The organism is Tanticharoenia sakaeratensis NBRC 103193 (genome assembly GCF_000963885.1).
Taxonomy (GTDB): Bacteria; Pseudomonadota; Alphaproteobacteria; order Acetobacterales; family Acetobacteraceae; genus Tanticharoenia; species Tanticharoenia sakaeratensis.
On the sequence record NZ_BALE01000010.1, the window covers coordinates 262518 to 278130 of the forward strand.

Sequence of the window (15613 nt, forward strand, 5' to 3'; positions counted from 1 at the left end):
GATCGTGCAGCATTGACGCGATCGCGAGGCGTCGCCACAGGTAGGCTGCGTTCAAGCAGGGCCTCGTTTCGTCACGCCGTTCCACCGGCCCCGCATAGTTCAGGGAGGCCGCAGAACTGGCGATCGTGCCCGATATCGCGCTGATCGGCGGTGCCGTTGCGGTCTGCGCGAGCCTGCGCGGTCTTGCTGCGCTGCGTCTGGGTGCATGGCTCGCCGTCGCAGTCTGTGGCGTCGTCGGATTGTGTCTTGCCGGTCATCTCTCGACGGATCTGCCGGGCGAAGGCTGGTTGACGCTCTGGCCGGGCGCCTCGTTTGCCCTCGTCCTCGGCGGCCTCGTCGGGGCCCATTCCGCAATCCACATCGTGCCGGCGACGGAAGAGGGCATCTCGGGCCCATCCGCCGATCTCGCGCTGGCGCTTTCCCTTCTGTCGGTCGCGACCGGTGGACTGATCGCCTGCGCCGGTCTGGTGCTGGGTGCAGTCCTCGTGGTGCAGGCGGAGGGGCGCCGATGGGCTGCCCTGATGCTGGCCGGGCTGATGCCATGTCTGGATGGCGCGCAGGGCGTGTGGATGGGAGCGGCCCTCCTGTCCGCGACGCTCGCCTTTCCGGGCACAAGCCCAGTTCACGGGGGACGAACCCGAGGCATGCTTGCCGTGGCAGCCTGTCTCGTGGCCTGGCATGTCGGGTCTCCGCCTGTCTGGGTCGGCGTCATCGGAGCGGCGCTTGCCGTCGGTGGCGTATCGCTTCTGTTCAGCGATGCCGTGCCCGGGTGGCACATGCCTGACCGGTTGGCGATCGCCCATTCCCTCCTGTTGCTGGGGCTGGGTGCGGAAACCCGCGACACGATCGCGCCGTGGGTACTGTTCGTGCTCGGCTGGGGCGTATGGCCTGCGGGGCGTCCCCTGTGGCGGCTCGTCTGTCCGCCGATGCTCGGTGGCTGGTCGCTCTGGCTCGCACTGCATGATGCGCATGGCGTGGGCGATCCGATGGTCCGCGCGGGCCTGCTGGGTGCCTTGTTGGCGTGCGTCGCGCTCGAATGGATTGCATGCTGGCGTCTGATGGCCCGTCCTCAGGCTGCTGACCGGCCCTGGGACATCTTCGCAGGCTGTGTGTGCGCCGTGCCGGGCCTGGTTCTCGTGCTGGCGCGACCTCTGACCGGCGGCAGCAGACAGGATCCGTGGTCATTGACGGCTGTCGACGGGGCGGTCGTTCATCCCTGGCTTTTCGTGATGGCGGCCGCCGCTATCGGGTTCGGGCTCTGGCGGACAGGACATCTGGGTCCCGTAATCGTCCCATCGGGCGAGGCGCGGATCGCGGGTCCGCTGCCGAACGACCTGTTGCGTCTTGCCGTCCGCGTCCGGCGCGGTTGGCAGGCGGTCCGCAAGACGGGGACGACATTGGCTGGCTGGCGCGCAGACCGGCGTCCCGAGCGGTCCGCACTGCTTCTCTGGCTTGCGATGCTGGCGGCAGGATTGCTGTGGGAGACCGGGCGATGACCGGAGCGGCATTCGCCCGCGAGGTGGCAACGCTTCTGTCTCTTCTGATCTGTCTGCTGCTGGCGCCGTGGTGCGCCGGGATTGCGGCCGCCATCCGCGCCGTGCTGTCAGGCCAGTCTCCGGCGCCCCTCAGCGCGCCGGCCCGGGGTCTCAGTCGTGCGTTGACGGAGCTTCGGCGCGGCCGTTCGACGCCGTCCGGTATGTCGCCCGGGCTGGCACTGGGCGCGACTGCAACGCTTGCCGCGCTGGCTGTCGACGTGATGCCCGGGATGTTCGATCCGCTTCTGGCCGCGTTCCTGCTGTCCGGCGCGCGCGTGATGATGTGGCTCGACGTGCGGGATGGCCCGGCCCTGTGGTTTGCCCGGGCCCGGGAGCAGCGAGGGGCTCTCGTGGTCCTCATGCTCGTGGGCATGATGGCCGGATTCTCGACTGAAGACGGTCGGGCCAGCGTCGGAGACGTGCTCCTGGCGGGTGGCGTTCTGATCGCGCTTTCCGATGGCGTGCTCGGAGCGCGTGATCCGGTGCGCGTTTCGTCCCAAGGACGCGCATGGGCGCGCGGCGTGGCCGATCTGCTCGTGCTGGGATGGATATTGTGGCTGGCGCGGCTGGTCTGGCCGCATGTCACGGGCGGCCCATGGATGATGCCCGCATGGACGATCGCCCGCGCAGTCTGCATGGCCGTCGTTCTCGGGATTGCTCAGGGCATGTGGTTTCCGCGGGCGTCGGCGCGCCCGCTGGCGTCGGCCCTGTTGCTGGGAGGGCTGGCGCTCGTGCTGCTCGATCTCGGGGAAACCTCGGGATGAATGTGGGCATCGAGGGCATTCTCCTGCTCTGGAGTGTGGGTTCGCTCGGCCGCGACGGGCGCACGCTGCCCGTCCATGCGGTCCTGTGTGCCCTGTGCATGGCGCGGACGGGCCCGATCGGGGCTCTGGCGGGTGCCGTTCTGGTCGGTGCCGGACTGCTGGCCTGGGGCGCTTTGCGTCAACTCGCGCCGCAGGACACGGGAGTGACACATGCGCGCTGGTGGCCGGTCGTCTGCGCCGTGGTGCTGTCGGCGGCCGTGGTGAGGGGCGGTGTGGGCCTGCCACAGCAAGGCGCGCTCGTTGTCGCATCTGTCCTCGCGGGCCTCGTCGGTGTCGCGACCGCCTCGGAAGCTCTGGCAGGATGTGCCGCGATGCTGCGGACGCTGAATGCCTGCGTGGTGCTGGCCTGTCTGGGGGGGCATGTGCCGACCCTTCTGGTGGCCGGTGGCTTGTGGGTCTCGGTCGCGGCCGTGGCTCTGCTCGTGATGCCACGCCTGTCCTGGCTGCGGAGTAATGACCCGCATGAATGAGGCGCCTCTCTGGACCCTTCTGGCGGGCTGGCCGCTGCTGGCTGCCTGCGTGCTCGCACTGGTGCCGACCGCGCACCGCCGCGCGAGTGCCGCGACGCTTGCGACTACGGGTCTCGCGGCGACACTCGTCCTGGTGTGGCGCATGCCGGCTGATGCCGTGGCCAAGGCGGCGTGCGTCGGTCTAGGTGCGGCACTTGCGCTGCACTGGACGCTTGGACACGGTGCCTCCGCGCGGGCACGCGTCCTGCCGGTCTTCGCATCGGCCGGCATTCTGGGCCTGCTGGCCTGCGGGGCAGACCTGGCGATCTCGGCAGGTTTGCTGGGCGCTCAGGCCGTCTGCGTCGCAGCCGTCGGCTTGTCTGCCCGCAGGCGGGCCCGGCCCGGCTGGGAGGCGCTCCTGTCCGACCTCTCCGGCGCGGTCCTGCTGCTTGTCTCGTCAGGCGCGCCCGCCGCATCGTTCGCACCGGTCTGCGCATCCCTCGGCTTCGGCATGCTCGGCGGTCTCGGACCGCGCCCGCGCGGGGAAGAGCGCGACGACGAGAGCGAGGCGAGTCTCGCCCGCGCATTGCTGGGCGTGGGCGCCGTGATCGCCCTCGGGCGCAGCACGATGTTGATCTCCACCGACATCGTGCTCGGCCTGGGTGTCCTGACCGTCTGGCTGGCGGCCGTCTCGCCTGTGCCGCGTGGCGTGCGGATCCAGATCGCGCTTGCCGCGATGGCCGCTGTCCTCCCGCACGGTGCATGGGCGGCAGGCGTGTCATGCCTTCTGGCTCTGGGCCTCGGTGCGGCCAACTGGATGCCGAACAGGCTGGCAAGCGCCAACATGGTGCCGTGGCCGGGCTTCGTCGCGGCGCTATGGGTCATCGATGCGTGCTGGCGGCAGCCTGGCCCCGGCACCCTGATCGCGGCGCTCCTGCTCGCCGGGCTTGTTCTCGCGGCGCTGCGTCGAGGCGTCGCGCCGGTGCGTGCCGATGCCATGACGATCGGGCTCATGATGGCGTCCCTCGGGGCCGCTGTCGTGCTGGAGCAGGCGGGATGAGGCACGAGATCAGCCTCATCCGCAGTGGCGAGCGCGTGGCCGCCCGCCATTTCCGGCTGGACGAGGAGACATGGCGCACGCTGTGCGAAACGGCCCCCGGCCTGCCGCTCCTGGGTCTGTGGTGCGACGACGACGCGGTCTTCGCCCTGTTTCTCGAGGCCGATCGTCCGTTGCTGGCCAGCACGGCGCTGATCGGGGGACGGTATCACGCGCTCTCCGCCGTGATCGCCCCGGCTGCCCTGCACGAGCGGATCGCGCAGGATCTGTGGGGCGCGGAACCCATGAACGCGCGGGATGTCTCCTCGCTGTTCGATATCGGCACATGGCGGGCGACATGGCCTGCGAGCGCGCGGTCCGTCCCCGCACAGGCCGGGGCCCCCGCTGCTCCGCCTGATGCATCGCGGCCCATCGCGTTTCCGCCTGACGGGGCAATCGGTGCGCCATTGATGGCGCTGCAGGCGCGGCCGTGGTCCACCGGCCTTGCCGGTATGGCGATCGGTAGCGGTTACGCCCATCGAGGCATCGGTTCCCTGCTGCGCGGGCGCGCACCGGACGAGGCCATGCGTCTGATCGGCCGCGTGTCGGGTGCGGCCTATGTCGCGCATCCGCTCGCCTTCAGCCGCGCCGTGGAGCGCGCGCGCGGGCAGGCGGTCTCACCCGCGTTGCAGCGGGCGCGCGCCATCCTGGGGGAAATCGAGCGTATTTCCGCCCATCTCTATGATCTGGGCCGCACGGCCCGGGCGGCGAACGCCCCGCTGTTTGCGGCCCACACGGAGCAGGCACGCGAAACTCTGGCCGGGATCTGCACGGCCCATGACCTGCCGCGTCGTCTCACCGATCTCGTGGCGCCCTACAGCGTCCGTCATGCGGATCGGTTGGTCGGACTGGCTCGGTCTGTTGCCGACTGGGCGCCGGGGATGCTCGCGACGCTGGAGGGGCTGCTGCCGACGATGAAAGCCCGTCTCGTGGGGGTAGGACGGCTTGCCAGCGAACGTGCATATGCGTTCGGGATCGGCGGGCTCGTTGGGCGGGCATCGGGACGCGGGTTTGACCTGCGACGATTCGAGACGGGGTTCGACCCGCGCGTGCTCTCACCCGGCGGCCTCACGGGTGGCGATGCCTGGGCGCGCACCGCGCTGCGCCTGCGCGAAATCGATGGTGCGCGGCAGAGCCTGGGCGGCATGGCGGAAGGCTTCGATACCGGCGGCCCGCCGGAGAGTCGGGACGACGCCGCGGCGAGCGAATTCCGTGAAGGGATCGGCTTTGCGGAGGGCGCGCGCGGCGATATCTGGTACTGGGTGCGTCTGCGCGAGGGGAAGGTGGACGCCGCCTGGGTGCGTGATCCGGCGCTGCCCCTGTTGCCGCTGCTGCCGGAACTGCTGCGCGGTGGTGACCCGGAGACGATCGCGATCGTGCTTGCCTCGCTTGGCTGGTCGATGTCGGGAGCGGAACTATGATCGGCGGCATGAGCCTGTCGACAACATGGCATTTCGCCTTTCGAGAGTGGCTGCCGTGCTGATCCGTGCCTTGATCGAGGCGGCGCAGGGACATGCACGCGTGCCGCGCGGACGTCAGCCCTTGCGTCTGTTTCACATCGAGACGGCCGGATGCGAAGGATGCGGCATGGAAGTCGCAGCCCTGCGCGGTGCGGCCTATGGGCTTGCCCGGGCAGACATCGCCTTCGTCGATCGGCCCGAGGCGGCCGATTTCCTGCTCGTCACCGGCGCACTCAGCCGCGCCATGGCGCCGGAACTGGATCGCGCGTGGCAGGCGATGCCAGCGCGACGAGGCCTGATCGCGATTGGCGCCTGCGCGATCGATGGCGGTCCATTCGGGGAGACATACGCACTGCTCGGTGGCCTGTCGCGGCTGGCGCGGACGACGATCGACGTACCCGGCTGCCCAGCCGAACCCGCAGCCATCCTGGATGGCCTGCTGACGCTGGCAGTCCGGCGTGAGGACGAGGCCGCGGGCTAGAACTGCCGCGTCAGTTTCGGAAGTCGAGGACTACGCGGCCTTCGACATGGCCGTGCTCGAGATCGGCGAAGATCGCATTGATGTTCTCGAGGCGGTCCGGGCGGATCACTGAATGGACCTTGCCTTCGGTAAAGAACGAGAGTGCCTCGATCATGTCGAGCCGCGTGCCGACGATCGAGCCGCGCAGCGTCGTGCCGTTCATGACCATGTCGAAGATCGAGACCGGAAAGTCGCCCGGCGGCAGTCCGTTCAGGACGATCGTCCCGCCACGGCGCACCATTCCCATCGCCTGCGAGAACGCCGGGCGGGATACGGCAGTGACTAGTGCGCCATGGGCGCCGCCGACCTGTTTCTTCACGAAGGCGGCCGGATCATCGCTCTGGGCATTGACCACAAGGGCCGCGCCGAGCGTGCGGGCGGTCGCGAGCTTTGCTTCATCGATATCGACGGCAATCACGTTCAGGCCCATGGCGACGCCATACTGGACCGCCATCTGCCCGAGACCTCCGACACCCGAGACCACGACCCAGTCGCCGGGCTTCGTGTCCGTCATCTTCAGGCCCTTGTAGACGGTCACGCCCGCGCACAGGACCGGTGCGACCAGCAGGGGATCCGCGTCTTTCGGCAGATGCGCGACATAGTCCGGATCGGCCACCACGTATTCGGCAAAGCAGCCGTTGACCGAATATCCGGTGTCGTCCTGACGTTCGCACAGGGTCTCCCATCCGCCAAGACAATGCGCGCAATGTCCACATGCGCTGTAGAGCCAGGGGACCCCCACCACGTCGCCTTGCCGGACCCAGGAGACATCCGCGCCGACCGCCACGACGTGACCGACACCTTCGTGGCCGGGAATGAAAGGCAGGCGCGGCTTGACCGGCCAGTCGCCCTTCGCCGCGTGCAGGTCGGTATGACAGACCCCGCAGGCATCGATTTTCACGAGGATCTGGTGACGGTCGATCGCAGGAATATTCACCGTCTCGATCACGAGCGGGGCCCCGAATGCATGGACCATCGCGGCCTTCATCGTGTCAGCCATGTGCACTCATCTCCTGTCGATGCGCGTCATCCTTGAGGCCGGATCGGCTCCGGATGCGTTGATCCAGGTCAAGTGATACGCGCAAAGGGCGTGCACATTCCCGTCAGGATACGACGTCTTCCTCGACGTCCTCGGACAGGGCCTCCGCCTCGATCTTGAGGCGATGAAAGCTGCGTCGTGAAAATGGCAGCATCACGAGATAGATCACACCGGCCGCCGCCAGCGCACCCCAGGGATCGGCAACCAGCACGGCGGCATAGATGCCCGTGCCCAGCATGACCGGCAGCACATAGGCTGCCGGAACCTTGAAGTTCTTGAAGGACCAGACCGGCAGCGTCGAGACCAGCAGCAACGCGGTGCCGACGAGCACCAGCACCGATACCGCAGGCGCATGGGCGAAAGCATCAATTCGCGTCGCACCAAGCCGTTCCGCCTCGAGCCCGAGGAAGATCGGGAACATTGCCATGCCGGCACCGGCCGGAGCCGGAACGCCCGTGAAGAAGCTGTGCGAGTATTCCGGCTTGTCCGCGTCATCGAGGCTCGCATTGAACCGCGCGAGACGCAGCGCCATGCAGACGGTGAACAGGATGCACGGCACGTAGGCATAGCGCCCGGCGTTGTCGAGCGACCACAGGAACAGCAGGAGAGGCGGCGCCACGCCGAAGCACACGAAGTCCGACAGGCTGTCGAATTCGGCGCCGAATCGGCTGGTGCCCCGCAGCAGCCGCGCGATCCGTCCGTCCAGCCCGTCGATGCAGGCCGCGATCAGCAGGGCGGCCGCCGCCGAGGAGAACTGATGAACGAGGCCGAAGCGGATGCCCGAGAGCCCCGCGCACAGGCCGAGCATGGTCAGGATGTTCGGGATCAGCCGGTTGAACGACGGCCCGCGGACTCTTGGCCGGCGGACACGCCCGATCCGGCGCAGACGCCGTCTGATACGACGGCGGCGCTGACCGGGAGAGGGAGAAAGAGGCTTGGACGTGTCGTCAGCCACGACCGGGCGCGTCACGTCAGAGCTGCGCGAGAACGGTCTCGCCACCGATCATGGTCTGACCGACGCTGACTTTCGGCACCACGCCGTGCGGCAGATAGACATCCGTGCGGCTGCCGAAGCGGATCAGGCCGAAGCGTTCCCCCGTCTCGACGCGGTCGTTTTCCTCGACCGAGCACAGGATCCGACGCGCGATCAGGCCCGCGATCTGCACGACGCCGATGTTGCGGCCGTCGGGCAGCGCGATCGCGAGGCTGTTGCGCTCGTTCAGCTCCGAGGCCTTGTCGAGGCTCGCGTTCACGAACTGGCCGGGATGATAGACGATCTTCGTGATCGTGCCGGCGGCTGGAATACGGTTCACATGGACGTCCAGCACGGACAGGAACGTCGCGACCCGCCAGACCGGCTCGGTTCCGATATCCAGATCCGCAGGCGGCGGAACCAGTTCCACCGACGTCACGCGCCCGTCGGCAGATGCCACGACGAAATTGCCGCCGAACGGCGGCACGCGCTTGGGATCGCGGAAGAAATACAGGCAGAACCCGAAGAACAGGCCGCCCAGCGTTCCGACGAAGCGCGTCAGGCGCCACGGCGTGGCCCGGCCGAGCACGGCGACGAGGCCGCCCGCGAGCAGGAAGGGGCGGCCCGCGCGGTGCGGCGGGGCGAGAACGATCTTGAGCGACTGGATCAGGGACATGATGCGCAAAGTCATGGGGTCTTCGCCCGGTTCGGTCAAGCGCGAGGCGTGCGGGATCCGGACTCAGGCAAGTTCGAGAATGCGCCGTTTCAGGCGTCCGACGGCGCCTTCCGGGGCCAGCGGCATGGCGGCATAAACGTCCTTGCGGGCAACGACGACATGAACGCCTGCGAACCGTCGCCCTAGGATGCCCATTGCCCGGTCTCCCGCCCGTGCGGTGCGGCGGCCCAGATGCAGGGCCACCGGCGGGACGGCCAGCGCGCCGTCGAGGCGTTCGGCCCGGAACATCGATTGCTTCAGCGTGCGTTCGATCTGCCAGGCCGAATACGGCGCGCCATGGCCGAACGGCGTCATGTCACCATGCGCCCACAGACCGGTGCGATTCGGCAGGACGAGGACGAGGAAGCCGTCATCGGCCAGGACCTTCCAGATGGCACGCAGGGATTCGCGCGGATCGCGCATCAATTCGACGGCATGAACCGCCAGCACGAGATCGATGCTCAGGTCGTCGAACGGCAGGGCCGTCTCGTCGATCGCGCATTCCATCGCACTCCCGGCATATTGGGCCGTGATTCGCGTCAGCGGATTGTCCGGTCGTCCGCTGACGGTGCGCAGCGGGTCGCAGTCGAGCTGGTCGAGATAGGGCGATGCGAAGCCGAGCCCCAGAACCCGCCGTGCGCCAAGCGGCGGCAGCATTCGCCGCAACCGTTCGACAAGCAGCGTGCGGGTCAGTGCGCCGTGGGGCCCTGCATAGAAATCGGCGGCATGGAGGAGGCCACCGGATGGCCGTCGGATGGACATGGACGCGATCCTATCCGGCTTCATGAAACGCGATAGAGGTGTTCTGCTTTGAACGCCTGCCTGTCCAAGGAGATGCCGCTCATGACATTGATTGTCACACCTGTCCCGGTCCTGTCCGACAACTATGCCTGGATCCTTCGGGATTCAACGGATGGCACGATCGCCGTGGTCGACCCCGGGGAGGCGGCCCCGGTCGAACGTGCCCTGGCAGACGGGGGGAGGCTCGACCTGATCCTGCTGACCCACCATCACGCCGATCACACGGGCGGCGTCGAGGCGCTGCGTGCGCGGTTCGGGGCAAAGGTCGCGGGGCCGGCCTCCGAAGCATATCGGATGCCGGCGTTCGATCTCGCCCTGAATGACGGCGACGCGATCGCCGTTGGTTCGGTGAGGGGCGAGGTGCGTGCAACGCCCGGGCATGCCAACGGTCACCTGTCCTATATCCTGTTCGATGAACCCGCACCGCTGCTGTTCAGCGGAGACGCCCTGTTCTCGCTGGGGTGTGGGCGCATCATCGAAGGCACGGCGGAGCAGCTTCATGAAAGCCTGCATCGGTATGACGATCTGCCTGATACGACGCAGGTCTATGCAGGCCATGAATACACCGCAGGCAATGCGCGCTTCGCTTTGAGCGAAGATTCCGACAACGTCGCCCTCAAGGCACGGGCTGCCGAAGTCGAACGGCTGCGCGCGGCTGGCCGTCCGACGCTGCCGATTACGCTGGGCGAGGAGCGGGCGACGAACCCGTTTCTTCGCGCGCCCGATGCCGCCGCTTTCGCGGGACTTCGGGCGCGGAAGGATCGTTTCTGACGGCGTTCCGGCGCGCGGCTCAGGCTGCCTGACGCGCTGTTTCCGTCGGTGCGATGCTCACCCGATACGGGCCGGCGGCCGCGATCCTGAGGCCGAGGAGAGCCGTTCCGTGCGGCGCGCGGGACGGCAGCGGCAGCAGGGCATCGCCGCGCGTCCAGCGATAGGGGCCTTCCGCGTCATGCCAGCCGGGCGCCGCAATACCCGCGAGTTCAATCGCCTGCGTCTGGTCCGAATCCCACAGGGTCAGGCTCTCGAGCAGAACGCCCAACATGCGGCGGTCGTCCACGAACGGGCCGATCACCTCGTCCGGACGGCTGCTGCGTGAAACGATGCGGACACTGTCGCAGTCCTGCGGCAGGGCGAAGATCGCGTGGCCGTTGCGCATGCGAACGGGTGTCAGCACGGTGCCCTCGCGGGTGATCAGACGCAGATCGGACTCGTTCGTCATCTCGCCCGATGTGACCGGCTCGAACCCGAGCGCTTGGGCGCGGGCAACCAGACGCGCATGGATCGGCTCGACCACGGTGCGCGCGGTGGTGAGCGGCGCTGCGGCATCCTGCGCCCAGCTCTTCGCGGTGATGGCATGGAGCCGGGCAACGGGGCCGTGCTGCCGGAAAGTGTGACGGTTGCCGGTATCGAGATAGCTCTCGGTCGGCACGCCTTCCGCGAAGATGATCGAGTGGTCCTGCGTTTCGACGTGATAATACGTGTAGGCCGTGATGCTGCGATCGTAGGCAATGGTCGTGCCGTTCACGAGCATCCGCACAGGGATCAGGCCGCCGTCGATCTGCAGGCAGTGCTCGCTGGTGACGAGCAGGTCGCGCTGCGGCAGGCCGTCCGCAATCGCATTCCTGAGCACGCGCACGGGATAGCCGGCATCGGCCTCCGGAGCCGAGACGTTCACCTGCACATGCTGATGACCGCTCCAGACGACCGGACGCCCGATGCGGCCATCGGTCGTCTGCACCATCACGATGTCGCCCGGCACGAGCGTTTCGACCGCGACATCGCCGCGATCGGTGAGGATCAGCGTGCCTTCGAGAAAGCAGGCTGCCGTGTCGCTGGAGGCGGTTGTGGCCGTCGCCCCGTCGATGACGCTCCAGCTGCCGTCGGCGTTCACGCGGATCGTCGGCGTGCCCGGAACCGAGCCCGCGGCGAAGCTGATATTGGTCAGCTTGATGCCGTTGCCGTATGCGTCGAACTTGACGAAGAGCGTGTAGGTGCCGTCGCCGTTCTGCGTGAATGTCGCGCCGATGGCCGGCGTGCCGCCGTGATCGACGGTGATCACGGACGTGCTGTTGAAGCCATGGATCGCAGTCGTGAACGTCTGGTTGTAGTCGCTCAGGCAGAGCTGGCTTGCCGCCCCGTCCGAACCGAACGTGATGGAGGCGCCGCCGGTGCTGCCGTTCAGGTAGAGTGCCGCGCCATTGTCCAGCGTCGTGTTGAGCGTGCTGGCAAGCTGGACCGGGCTGCTCGCGCTGCCGATTGTCGAATTATCGAGATTGATCGTGCCGCTGCCGCTGATCGTGCCATAGCTGCCGAAGCTGACGGCGCTGTTGCCCGTGATGTTCAGCGTGCCGTTGATGGTCGCGTTCGAGCTGCCGAGCGTGATCGCGCTGGCGGTGTCGATGTTCAGCGTGCCATTCGCGTCTACCGTGACGCCGTTGACGTTCAGGACCGTGCCGCCCGACGTCGCCGTGACATCGAGCGTCGCATAGGCGCCGATCTTGAGACCGTTTGTCAGGGTGGCGCTGTTGGCCGTGTCGTACAGGACCGTAACGGGCGCGGTCAGCGTTCCCGCGATATAGGGCGGCTCATAGCTGATATTCTGCGGGACCTGTCCCGCGCTCCAGTTCCTGGCATCAAACCAGTTACCAGATGTTCCGCCAGTCCAAATATTGTTTGACACTGCACTACGCCTATTTCGGGATCTATACATGCCCATTGACGCGTCGTGTGCGGCGGCATGTTCCAAAGTGGCGCGGCAGATATCACGCTGAATGGGTATTTCTAACAGTAAAGTTTCGAAATCGGGTCGAATAATAAACTATTAACGCTTCCTATTCTTCTCTTATACTTTAACCGTTAAAGTGTCGTTAACGCAGTGCTGCAAAATCACCTTGGATGAGCGCGCGCAGCAGAATCGACGGGCGATGCCGCATTCGTCAGTGAACGAAGCGTATGCACGGAGCGCCATCATGGACCTGCCCGGCGGGCCGGAAAGGGAGGGCCCAGGCAAAGAAGTATGCGGATTTCAACGTTTGCTCAGCCCTGCATCGCGTCCTTGCCGCGTCAAGACGGCGGCGCAGCGGCTCCGGGGGTGCGATACGGGCGCGGCGGACTAATCATGCAGATGGCAATGTCAGGAACGAGCGCGGGCAGGGAAAACCGTGGCTGGAATCATCCAGCCGCCGGCCGAGCCCCGAAACTAAGTGTCTTACGGCGTATGCCGAATGGCCGTGCAGCTGGAAAGCGCCGGGTTTCGCAAAACTGCGCCTTCCAGATGCCGGCAGAGCGTCGATTACAGGTCGTAATTGACGCGCAGGTAATAGAACCCGCCATTGATCCCGAGCTGTGACGTGCTCGGGTAGTATTGCGGCGCGCCGAGATAGCGGTTCGCCGCCGGCACTTTCGTGGGATAGGAGGCAAAGATGTTGTTGCCGCCCAGCGTTGCCGTCCAGCGATCGGTCACGCGGTAGGAGACTTCCAGATTGGTCGTCCAGCGCGGCTCGTTATGCCACTGGCGATAGATATGATTGCCGTTCAGCGCCAGCGGCCCCGCATACCAGGTGAGTTCGTCCGTCGTCTGGCCCCAGCGGATCTCGTGCAGGCCGACCGTCCAGCGGTTCTGGGTCCAGCGACCGCCGAAGATGATCTTGCTGCGCGGATAAGCCGTTGTGAGATAGGCAACGCTCTGAGCGTCCAGCAGTGGCGCACCGCTTGCGCTGTCGGACTGATGACGCAGGCGCGTGCGGTTCAGGTTGATGGCCGCATCCCAGTCGATCCGCCCGTAATTTCCAAGGCGGGTCAGATACGTCGCCGTCAGGTCGAGCCCCTGGGTGCGCGTGGAGGCGACATTGGCGAACCAGTTGGCGGAGACCGCACCGGACCCCCAGGTCGCGGCGCTGGCCGGGAGGCTGAACCCGTCAAGTGCCAGGGCACTCTGGGCGGCGGAGCCGACGATGCTGCCGCCGGGAAGGATCCGGTCGCGCAGGTCGATCTGATAGACGTCAGCCGTGACGTGGAGGTTCTGGATCGGCTCGGCGATCACGCCGCCCTCGACGTTGGTCGAGCGCTCGGGCTTGAGAGCCGATGCGCCGTTCGCCACAGCGCCGGGCGAATTGACCGCGATCAGACCACGTGCCGCCGTGGGGGACACGTTCAGCGCGCTGTAATGCTCCTGCGCCAGCGTGGGCGCGTGGAAGCCGTTGCTGATCGTCGCCCGGAAGCCGAGCCTGCGATTGACGTCGTAGCGCGTGGCGATCTTGCCGGTCTGGGTGTTGCCGACGTCCGAATAGTGCTCGTAGCGGCCGGCGAGATCGACCTGCCAGGCGCGCGTCAGATGCGTCGAGAGATCGAGATAGCCTGCGGTGACATCGCGATTGGAATTGCCGGCATTGGCCGGGTTGGTGCCGGGCAGCGCATCGGCGCCGCTGCCATAGCCGTACGGCGTCGAGATGCTGTCGGGTGACCCGGTACCCACCGAGTAGGCTTCGTAGCGATACTCGGCGCCGCCTGCGACGTTGATCGCATAGGGCCAGAAGCCGAAATGCAGACGGCGCGACAGGTCGAAATTGTTCGTGATCGTCGTGTTGTTGAAGCCCATCACGTCGAAGCTCGTCGGCGTCCGTCCGGTCGCCGCGTAAAGCGCCGTATTGGTGGAATTCTCCAGGCCGATATCGTCGAAGTCGCGCGCATAGACGGATGACAGATCCCAGTGCCAGCCTGAATATTCACCACGCAGGCCCGCTTTCACCTCGACGTCGTTTTCATTCAACGTCTCCAGAGGCGAGTATCCGTAGGGATAGAGCGCGGCATAGCCAGGATAGGCGCTGAGCGACGAAGGCAGCCGGTAGTTCTGGTAGGATTGCGCATGCCGGTGGCCGTATGTGGCATCGCCGTAGAGCTGGATGGCGTCCGTCAGGTCGTAGCCCGCGTTGATCGCAACCGTTTCGCGCGTCTGTTCGGGCTGGCCGAGGATATTGTTGACGTAGGTGTTCGTGCGGTTGTCGCGCGCGCTGCGATATGTCGGATCCATATGGACGAAGTCGCCGCTGATATGGGCCCAGCCCCGCGATCCCAGCTTCAGGCCGCCATCCAGGTACACACCTTGCTGAAAGCCGTCGCCCTCCGAAGTGATGCCGCTGATGGACTGGGCATGAAACCCGCTCGGCTGCTTTTTGAGGATGATGTTCACGACACCCGCGACCGCATCGGAGCCGTACTGCGCGGATGCGCCGTCGCGCAGCACCTCCACATGGTCGATCGCCGCCATCGGGATCATGTCGATGTCGGGCGCGGTCGATCCCTGCTGGGGACCCGGATCGGCATAGATGTTGGCCGTGCTGTGACGGCGCTTGCCATCCACGAGAACGAGCGTCTCGTTGGGATTGAGACCGCGCAGGCTGATCGTGTCGGTCAGGGCGCCGGTATCGAACCCGCCGGTCGGCGTGGTGAGGGATGGTAGCAACAGGGACAGTGCATCGCGCAGGGTCGGCTGCCCGGTTGCCGCAAGCTGCTGGTGGCTGACGACATCAATCGGGGACAGGCTGTCGCGTGCACGGCGGCCGGTTTCACGCGTTCCGGTCACGACGATGCTTTCGCCGGATGAAGCCGGTGCCGGTGCCGATGCCGCCGGTCGGACGGGAGCGGACGAAGCGCGCGCACCCTGGGCGGTTGCCGAGGTGTTGGTCGTCGCGGGAGCCCGCGAGGGTGCGGCTGCTGCGCGGGTTCCGTGCGCGGAAGTGCTGCGCGTCGCATGTGCCGTCGACTGGGCTGTCGTTGCAGCGTCTGGCTCTGCTACGGCAAGGGCAGGCATCAGCGCCGTGCCGAGGAGCAGAAGTTGCCCCCGCCGCAACGCCTTGTGCACAACTGCCGATTTTTCATAGTATTTCATTTTATGCACACCGAAACGACGTGAAATATAGCCGCTTGGGTATTGCGCGCCGGCGGGAGCGTCAACGATTGCCGGGGGTGCTTTGTAAAGCTGCCTGTCGGATCTGGTATTTCTGCAACAGATCGATGGCGGGACGGGCGAGGGCGCCTGGAGCCTTTCGGCTCTCAGGTCGGCAGGGTCAGTGAGTGTGACCGAAGATCAGGAGCTTGAGCGCCTCGGCGCCGACCCCGACCGTGACCACGCCCGCGGCCCAGAGGCCGACGAACCAGAGCGTCTTGCGAAGAAGGCCGCCCGGGCGCTGGTCCGTCATGCTG

14 protein-coding genes are annotated in these 15613 nt (G+C 66.7%); 7 read left to right on the top strand and 7 right to left on the bottom strand.

All coding sequences use genetic code 11. From position 1 onward, the window contains the following. The first annotated feature begins 125 nt into the window (after positions 1-125). The 6 genes from B8446_RS05085 to B8446_RS05110 are packed head-to-tail and all read left to right on the top strand — an operon-like array spanning position 126 to position 5845. On the top strand, positions 126-1496 hold the full coding sequence (locus tag B8446_RS05085; RefSeq protein ID WP_048847843.1) for a hypothetical protein: 1371 nt from the start codon (positions 126-128) through the stop codon (positions 1494-1496). Next, entirely contained in the window at positions 1493-2299 is an 807-nt protein-coding gene (locus B8446_RS05090; RefSeq protein ID WP_048847845.1) for a hypothetical protein, read from the top strand. The genes B8446_RS05085 and B8446_RS05090 overlap by 4 nt, the downstream gene beginning before the upstream one ends. Then, positions 2296-2829 (top strand): hypothetical protein, encoded by a 534-nt coding sequence (locus B8446_RS05095; RefSeq protein ID WP_048847848.1) that lies wholly within the window; start codon positions 2296-2298, stop codon positions 2827-2829. Before B8446_RS05090 ends, B8446_RS05095 begins: the two co-directional genes overlap by 4 nt. After that, positions 2822-3868, top strand: a complete 1047-nt coding sequence (locus tag B8446_RS16225; protein ID WP_048847849.1) for a hypothetical protein — start codon at positions 2822-2824, stop codon at positions 3866-3868. The genes B8446_RS05095 and B8446_RS16225 overlap by 8 nt, the downstream gene beginning before the upstream one ends. After that, positions 3865-5325 (top strand): NADH-quinone oxidoreductase subunit D-related protein, encoded by a 1461-nt coding sequence (locus B8446_RS05105; RefSeq protein WP_048847852.1) that lies wholly within the window; start codon positions 3865-3867, stop codon positions 5323-5325. Before B8446_RS16225 ends, B8446_RS05105 begins: the two co-directional genes overlap by 4 nt. A gap of 25 nt (positions 5326-5350) precedes the next feature. Continuing rightward, the gene (locus tag B8446_RS05110) at positions 5351-5845 is read left to right on the top strand and encodes an NADH-quinone oxidoreductase subunit B family protein (protein ID WP_048847853.1); all 495 of its coding nucleotides are present in this window, start codon (positions 5351-5353) and stop codon (positions 5843-5845) included. 10 nt (positions 5846-5855) lie between these two features. Here B8446_RS05110 and B8446_RS05115 read toward each other — a convergent pair whose 3' ends face one another. The 4 genes from B8446_RS05115 to B8446_RS05130 all read right to left on the bottom strand — a co-directional run bounded on the left by B8446_RS05115 (position 5856) and on the right by B8446_RS05130 (position 9373). Next, positions 5856-6884 carry a zinc-dependent alcohol dehydrogenase gene (locus B8446_RS05115; protein ID WP_048847855.1) on the bottom strand — a complete coding sequence of 343 codons (1029 nt, stop codon included), beginning with the start codon at positions 6882-6884 and terminating at the stop codon, positions 5856-5858. A gap of 103 nt (positions 6885-6987) precedes the next feature. Next, the gene (locus tag B8446_RS05120; RefSeq protein ID WP_084712079.1) at positions 6988-7893 is read right to left on the bottom strand and encodes a CDP-alcohol phosphatidyltransferase family protein; all 906 of its coding nucleotides are present in this window, start codon (positions 7891-7893) and stop codon (positions 6988-6990) included. A gap of 1 nt (position 7894) precedes the next feature. After that, positions 7895-8587 (bottom strand): phosphatidylserine decarboxylase, encoded by a 693-nt coding sequence (locus tag B8446_RS05125; RefSeq protein ID WP_264921584.1) that lies wholly within the window; start codon positions 8585-8587, stop codon positions 7895-7897. 48 nt (positions 8588-8635) lie between these two features. Next, complete coding sequence (locus tag B8446_RS05130; RefSeq protein WP_048847857.1) at positions 8636-9373, bottom strand: methyltransferase domain-containing protein; 738 nt, start codon at positions 9371-9373, stop codon at positions 8636-8638. An 81-nt stretch (positions 9374-9454) separates the two neighbouring features. Here B8446_RS05130 and gloB point away from each other — a divergent pair, with 81 nt between their 5' ends. Further along, positions 9455-10183 carry a hydroxyacylglutathione hydrolase gene (gloB, locus tag B8446_RS05135; protein WP_048848068.1) on the top strand — a complete coding sequence of 243 codons (729 nt, stop codon included), beginning with the start codon at positions 9455-9457 and terminating at the stop codon, positions 10181-10183. Between the two features lie 19 nt (positions 10184-10202). Here gloB and B8446_RS05140 read toward each other — a convergent pair whose 3' ends face one another. The 3 genes from B8446_RS05140 to B8446_RS16410 form a co-directional block, all read right to left on the bottom strand. Further along, positions 10203-12092 carry a Hint domain-containing protein gene (locus tag B8446_RS05140; protein ID WP_158507523.1) on the bottom strand — a complete coding sequence of 630 codons (1890 nt, stop codon included), beginning with the start codon at positions 12090-12092 and terminating at the stop codon, positions 10203-10205. A gap of 612 nt (positions 12093-12704) precedes the next feature. Next, positions 12705-15221 (bottom strand): TonB-dependent receptor plug domain-containing protein, encoded by a 2517-nt coding sequence (locus tag B8446_RS05145; protein ID WP_148505856.1) that lies wholly within the window; start codon positions 15219-15221, stop codon positions 12705-12707. 256 nt (positions 15222-15477) lie between these two features. Further along, on the bottom strand, positions 15478-15609 hold the full coding sequence (locus tag B8446_RS16410; protein ID WP_199484045.1) for a DUF2474 domain-containing protein: 132 nt from the start codon (positions 15607-15609) through the stop codon (positions 15478-15480). Positions 15610-15613 lie beyond the last annotated feature (4 nt).

Bases quoted from the DNA above. Each gene is read 5' to 3' on its own strand.
- B8446_RS05090 (WP_048847845.1), top strand. From the start codon at position 1,493: ATGACCGGAGCGGCATTCGCCCGCGAGGTGGCAACGCTTCTGTCTCTT.
- B8446_RS05095 (WP_048847848.1), top strand. From the start codon at position 2,296: ATGAATGTGGGCATCGAGGGCATTCTCCTGCTCTGGAGTGTGGGTTCG.
- B8446_RS16225 (WP_048847849.1), top strand. From the start codon at position 2,822: ATGAATGAGGCGCCTCTCTGGACCCTTCTGGCGGGCTGGCCGCTGCTG.
- B8446_RS05105 (WP_048847852.1), top strand. From the start codon at position 3,865: ATGAGGCACGAGATCAGCCTCATCCGCAGTGGCGAGCGCGTGGCCGCC.
- B8446_RS05110 (WP_048847853.1), top strand. From the start codon at position 5,351: ATGGCATTTCGCCTTTCGAGAGTGGCTGCCGTGCTGATCCGTGCCTTG.
- B8446_RS05115 (WP_048847855.1), bottom strand. From the start codon at position 6,884: ATGGCTGACACGATGAAGGCCGCGATGGTCCATGCATTCGGGGCCCCG.
- B8446_RS05125 (WP_264921584.1), bottom strand. From the start codon at position 8,587: ATGACTTTGCGCATCATGTCCCTGATCCAGTCGCTCAAGATCGTTCTC.
- B8446_RS05130 (WP_048847857.1), bottom strand. From the start codon at position 9,373: ATGTCCATCCGACGGCCATCCGGTGGCCTCCTCCATGCCGCCGATTTC.
- gloB (WP_048848068.1), top strand. From the start codon at position 9,455: ATGACATTGATTGTCACACCTGTCCCGGTCCTGTCCGACAACTATGCC.
- B8446_RS05145 (WP_148505856.1), bottom strand. From the start codon at position 15,221: ATGCCTGCCCTTGCCGTAGCAGAGCCAGACGCTGCAACGACAGCCCAG.
- B8446_RS16410 (WP_199484045.1), bottom strand. From the start codon at position 15,609: ATGACGGACCAGCGCCCGGGCGGCCTTCTTCGCAAGACGCTCTGGTTC.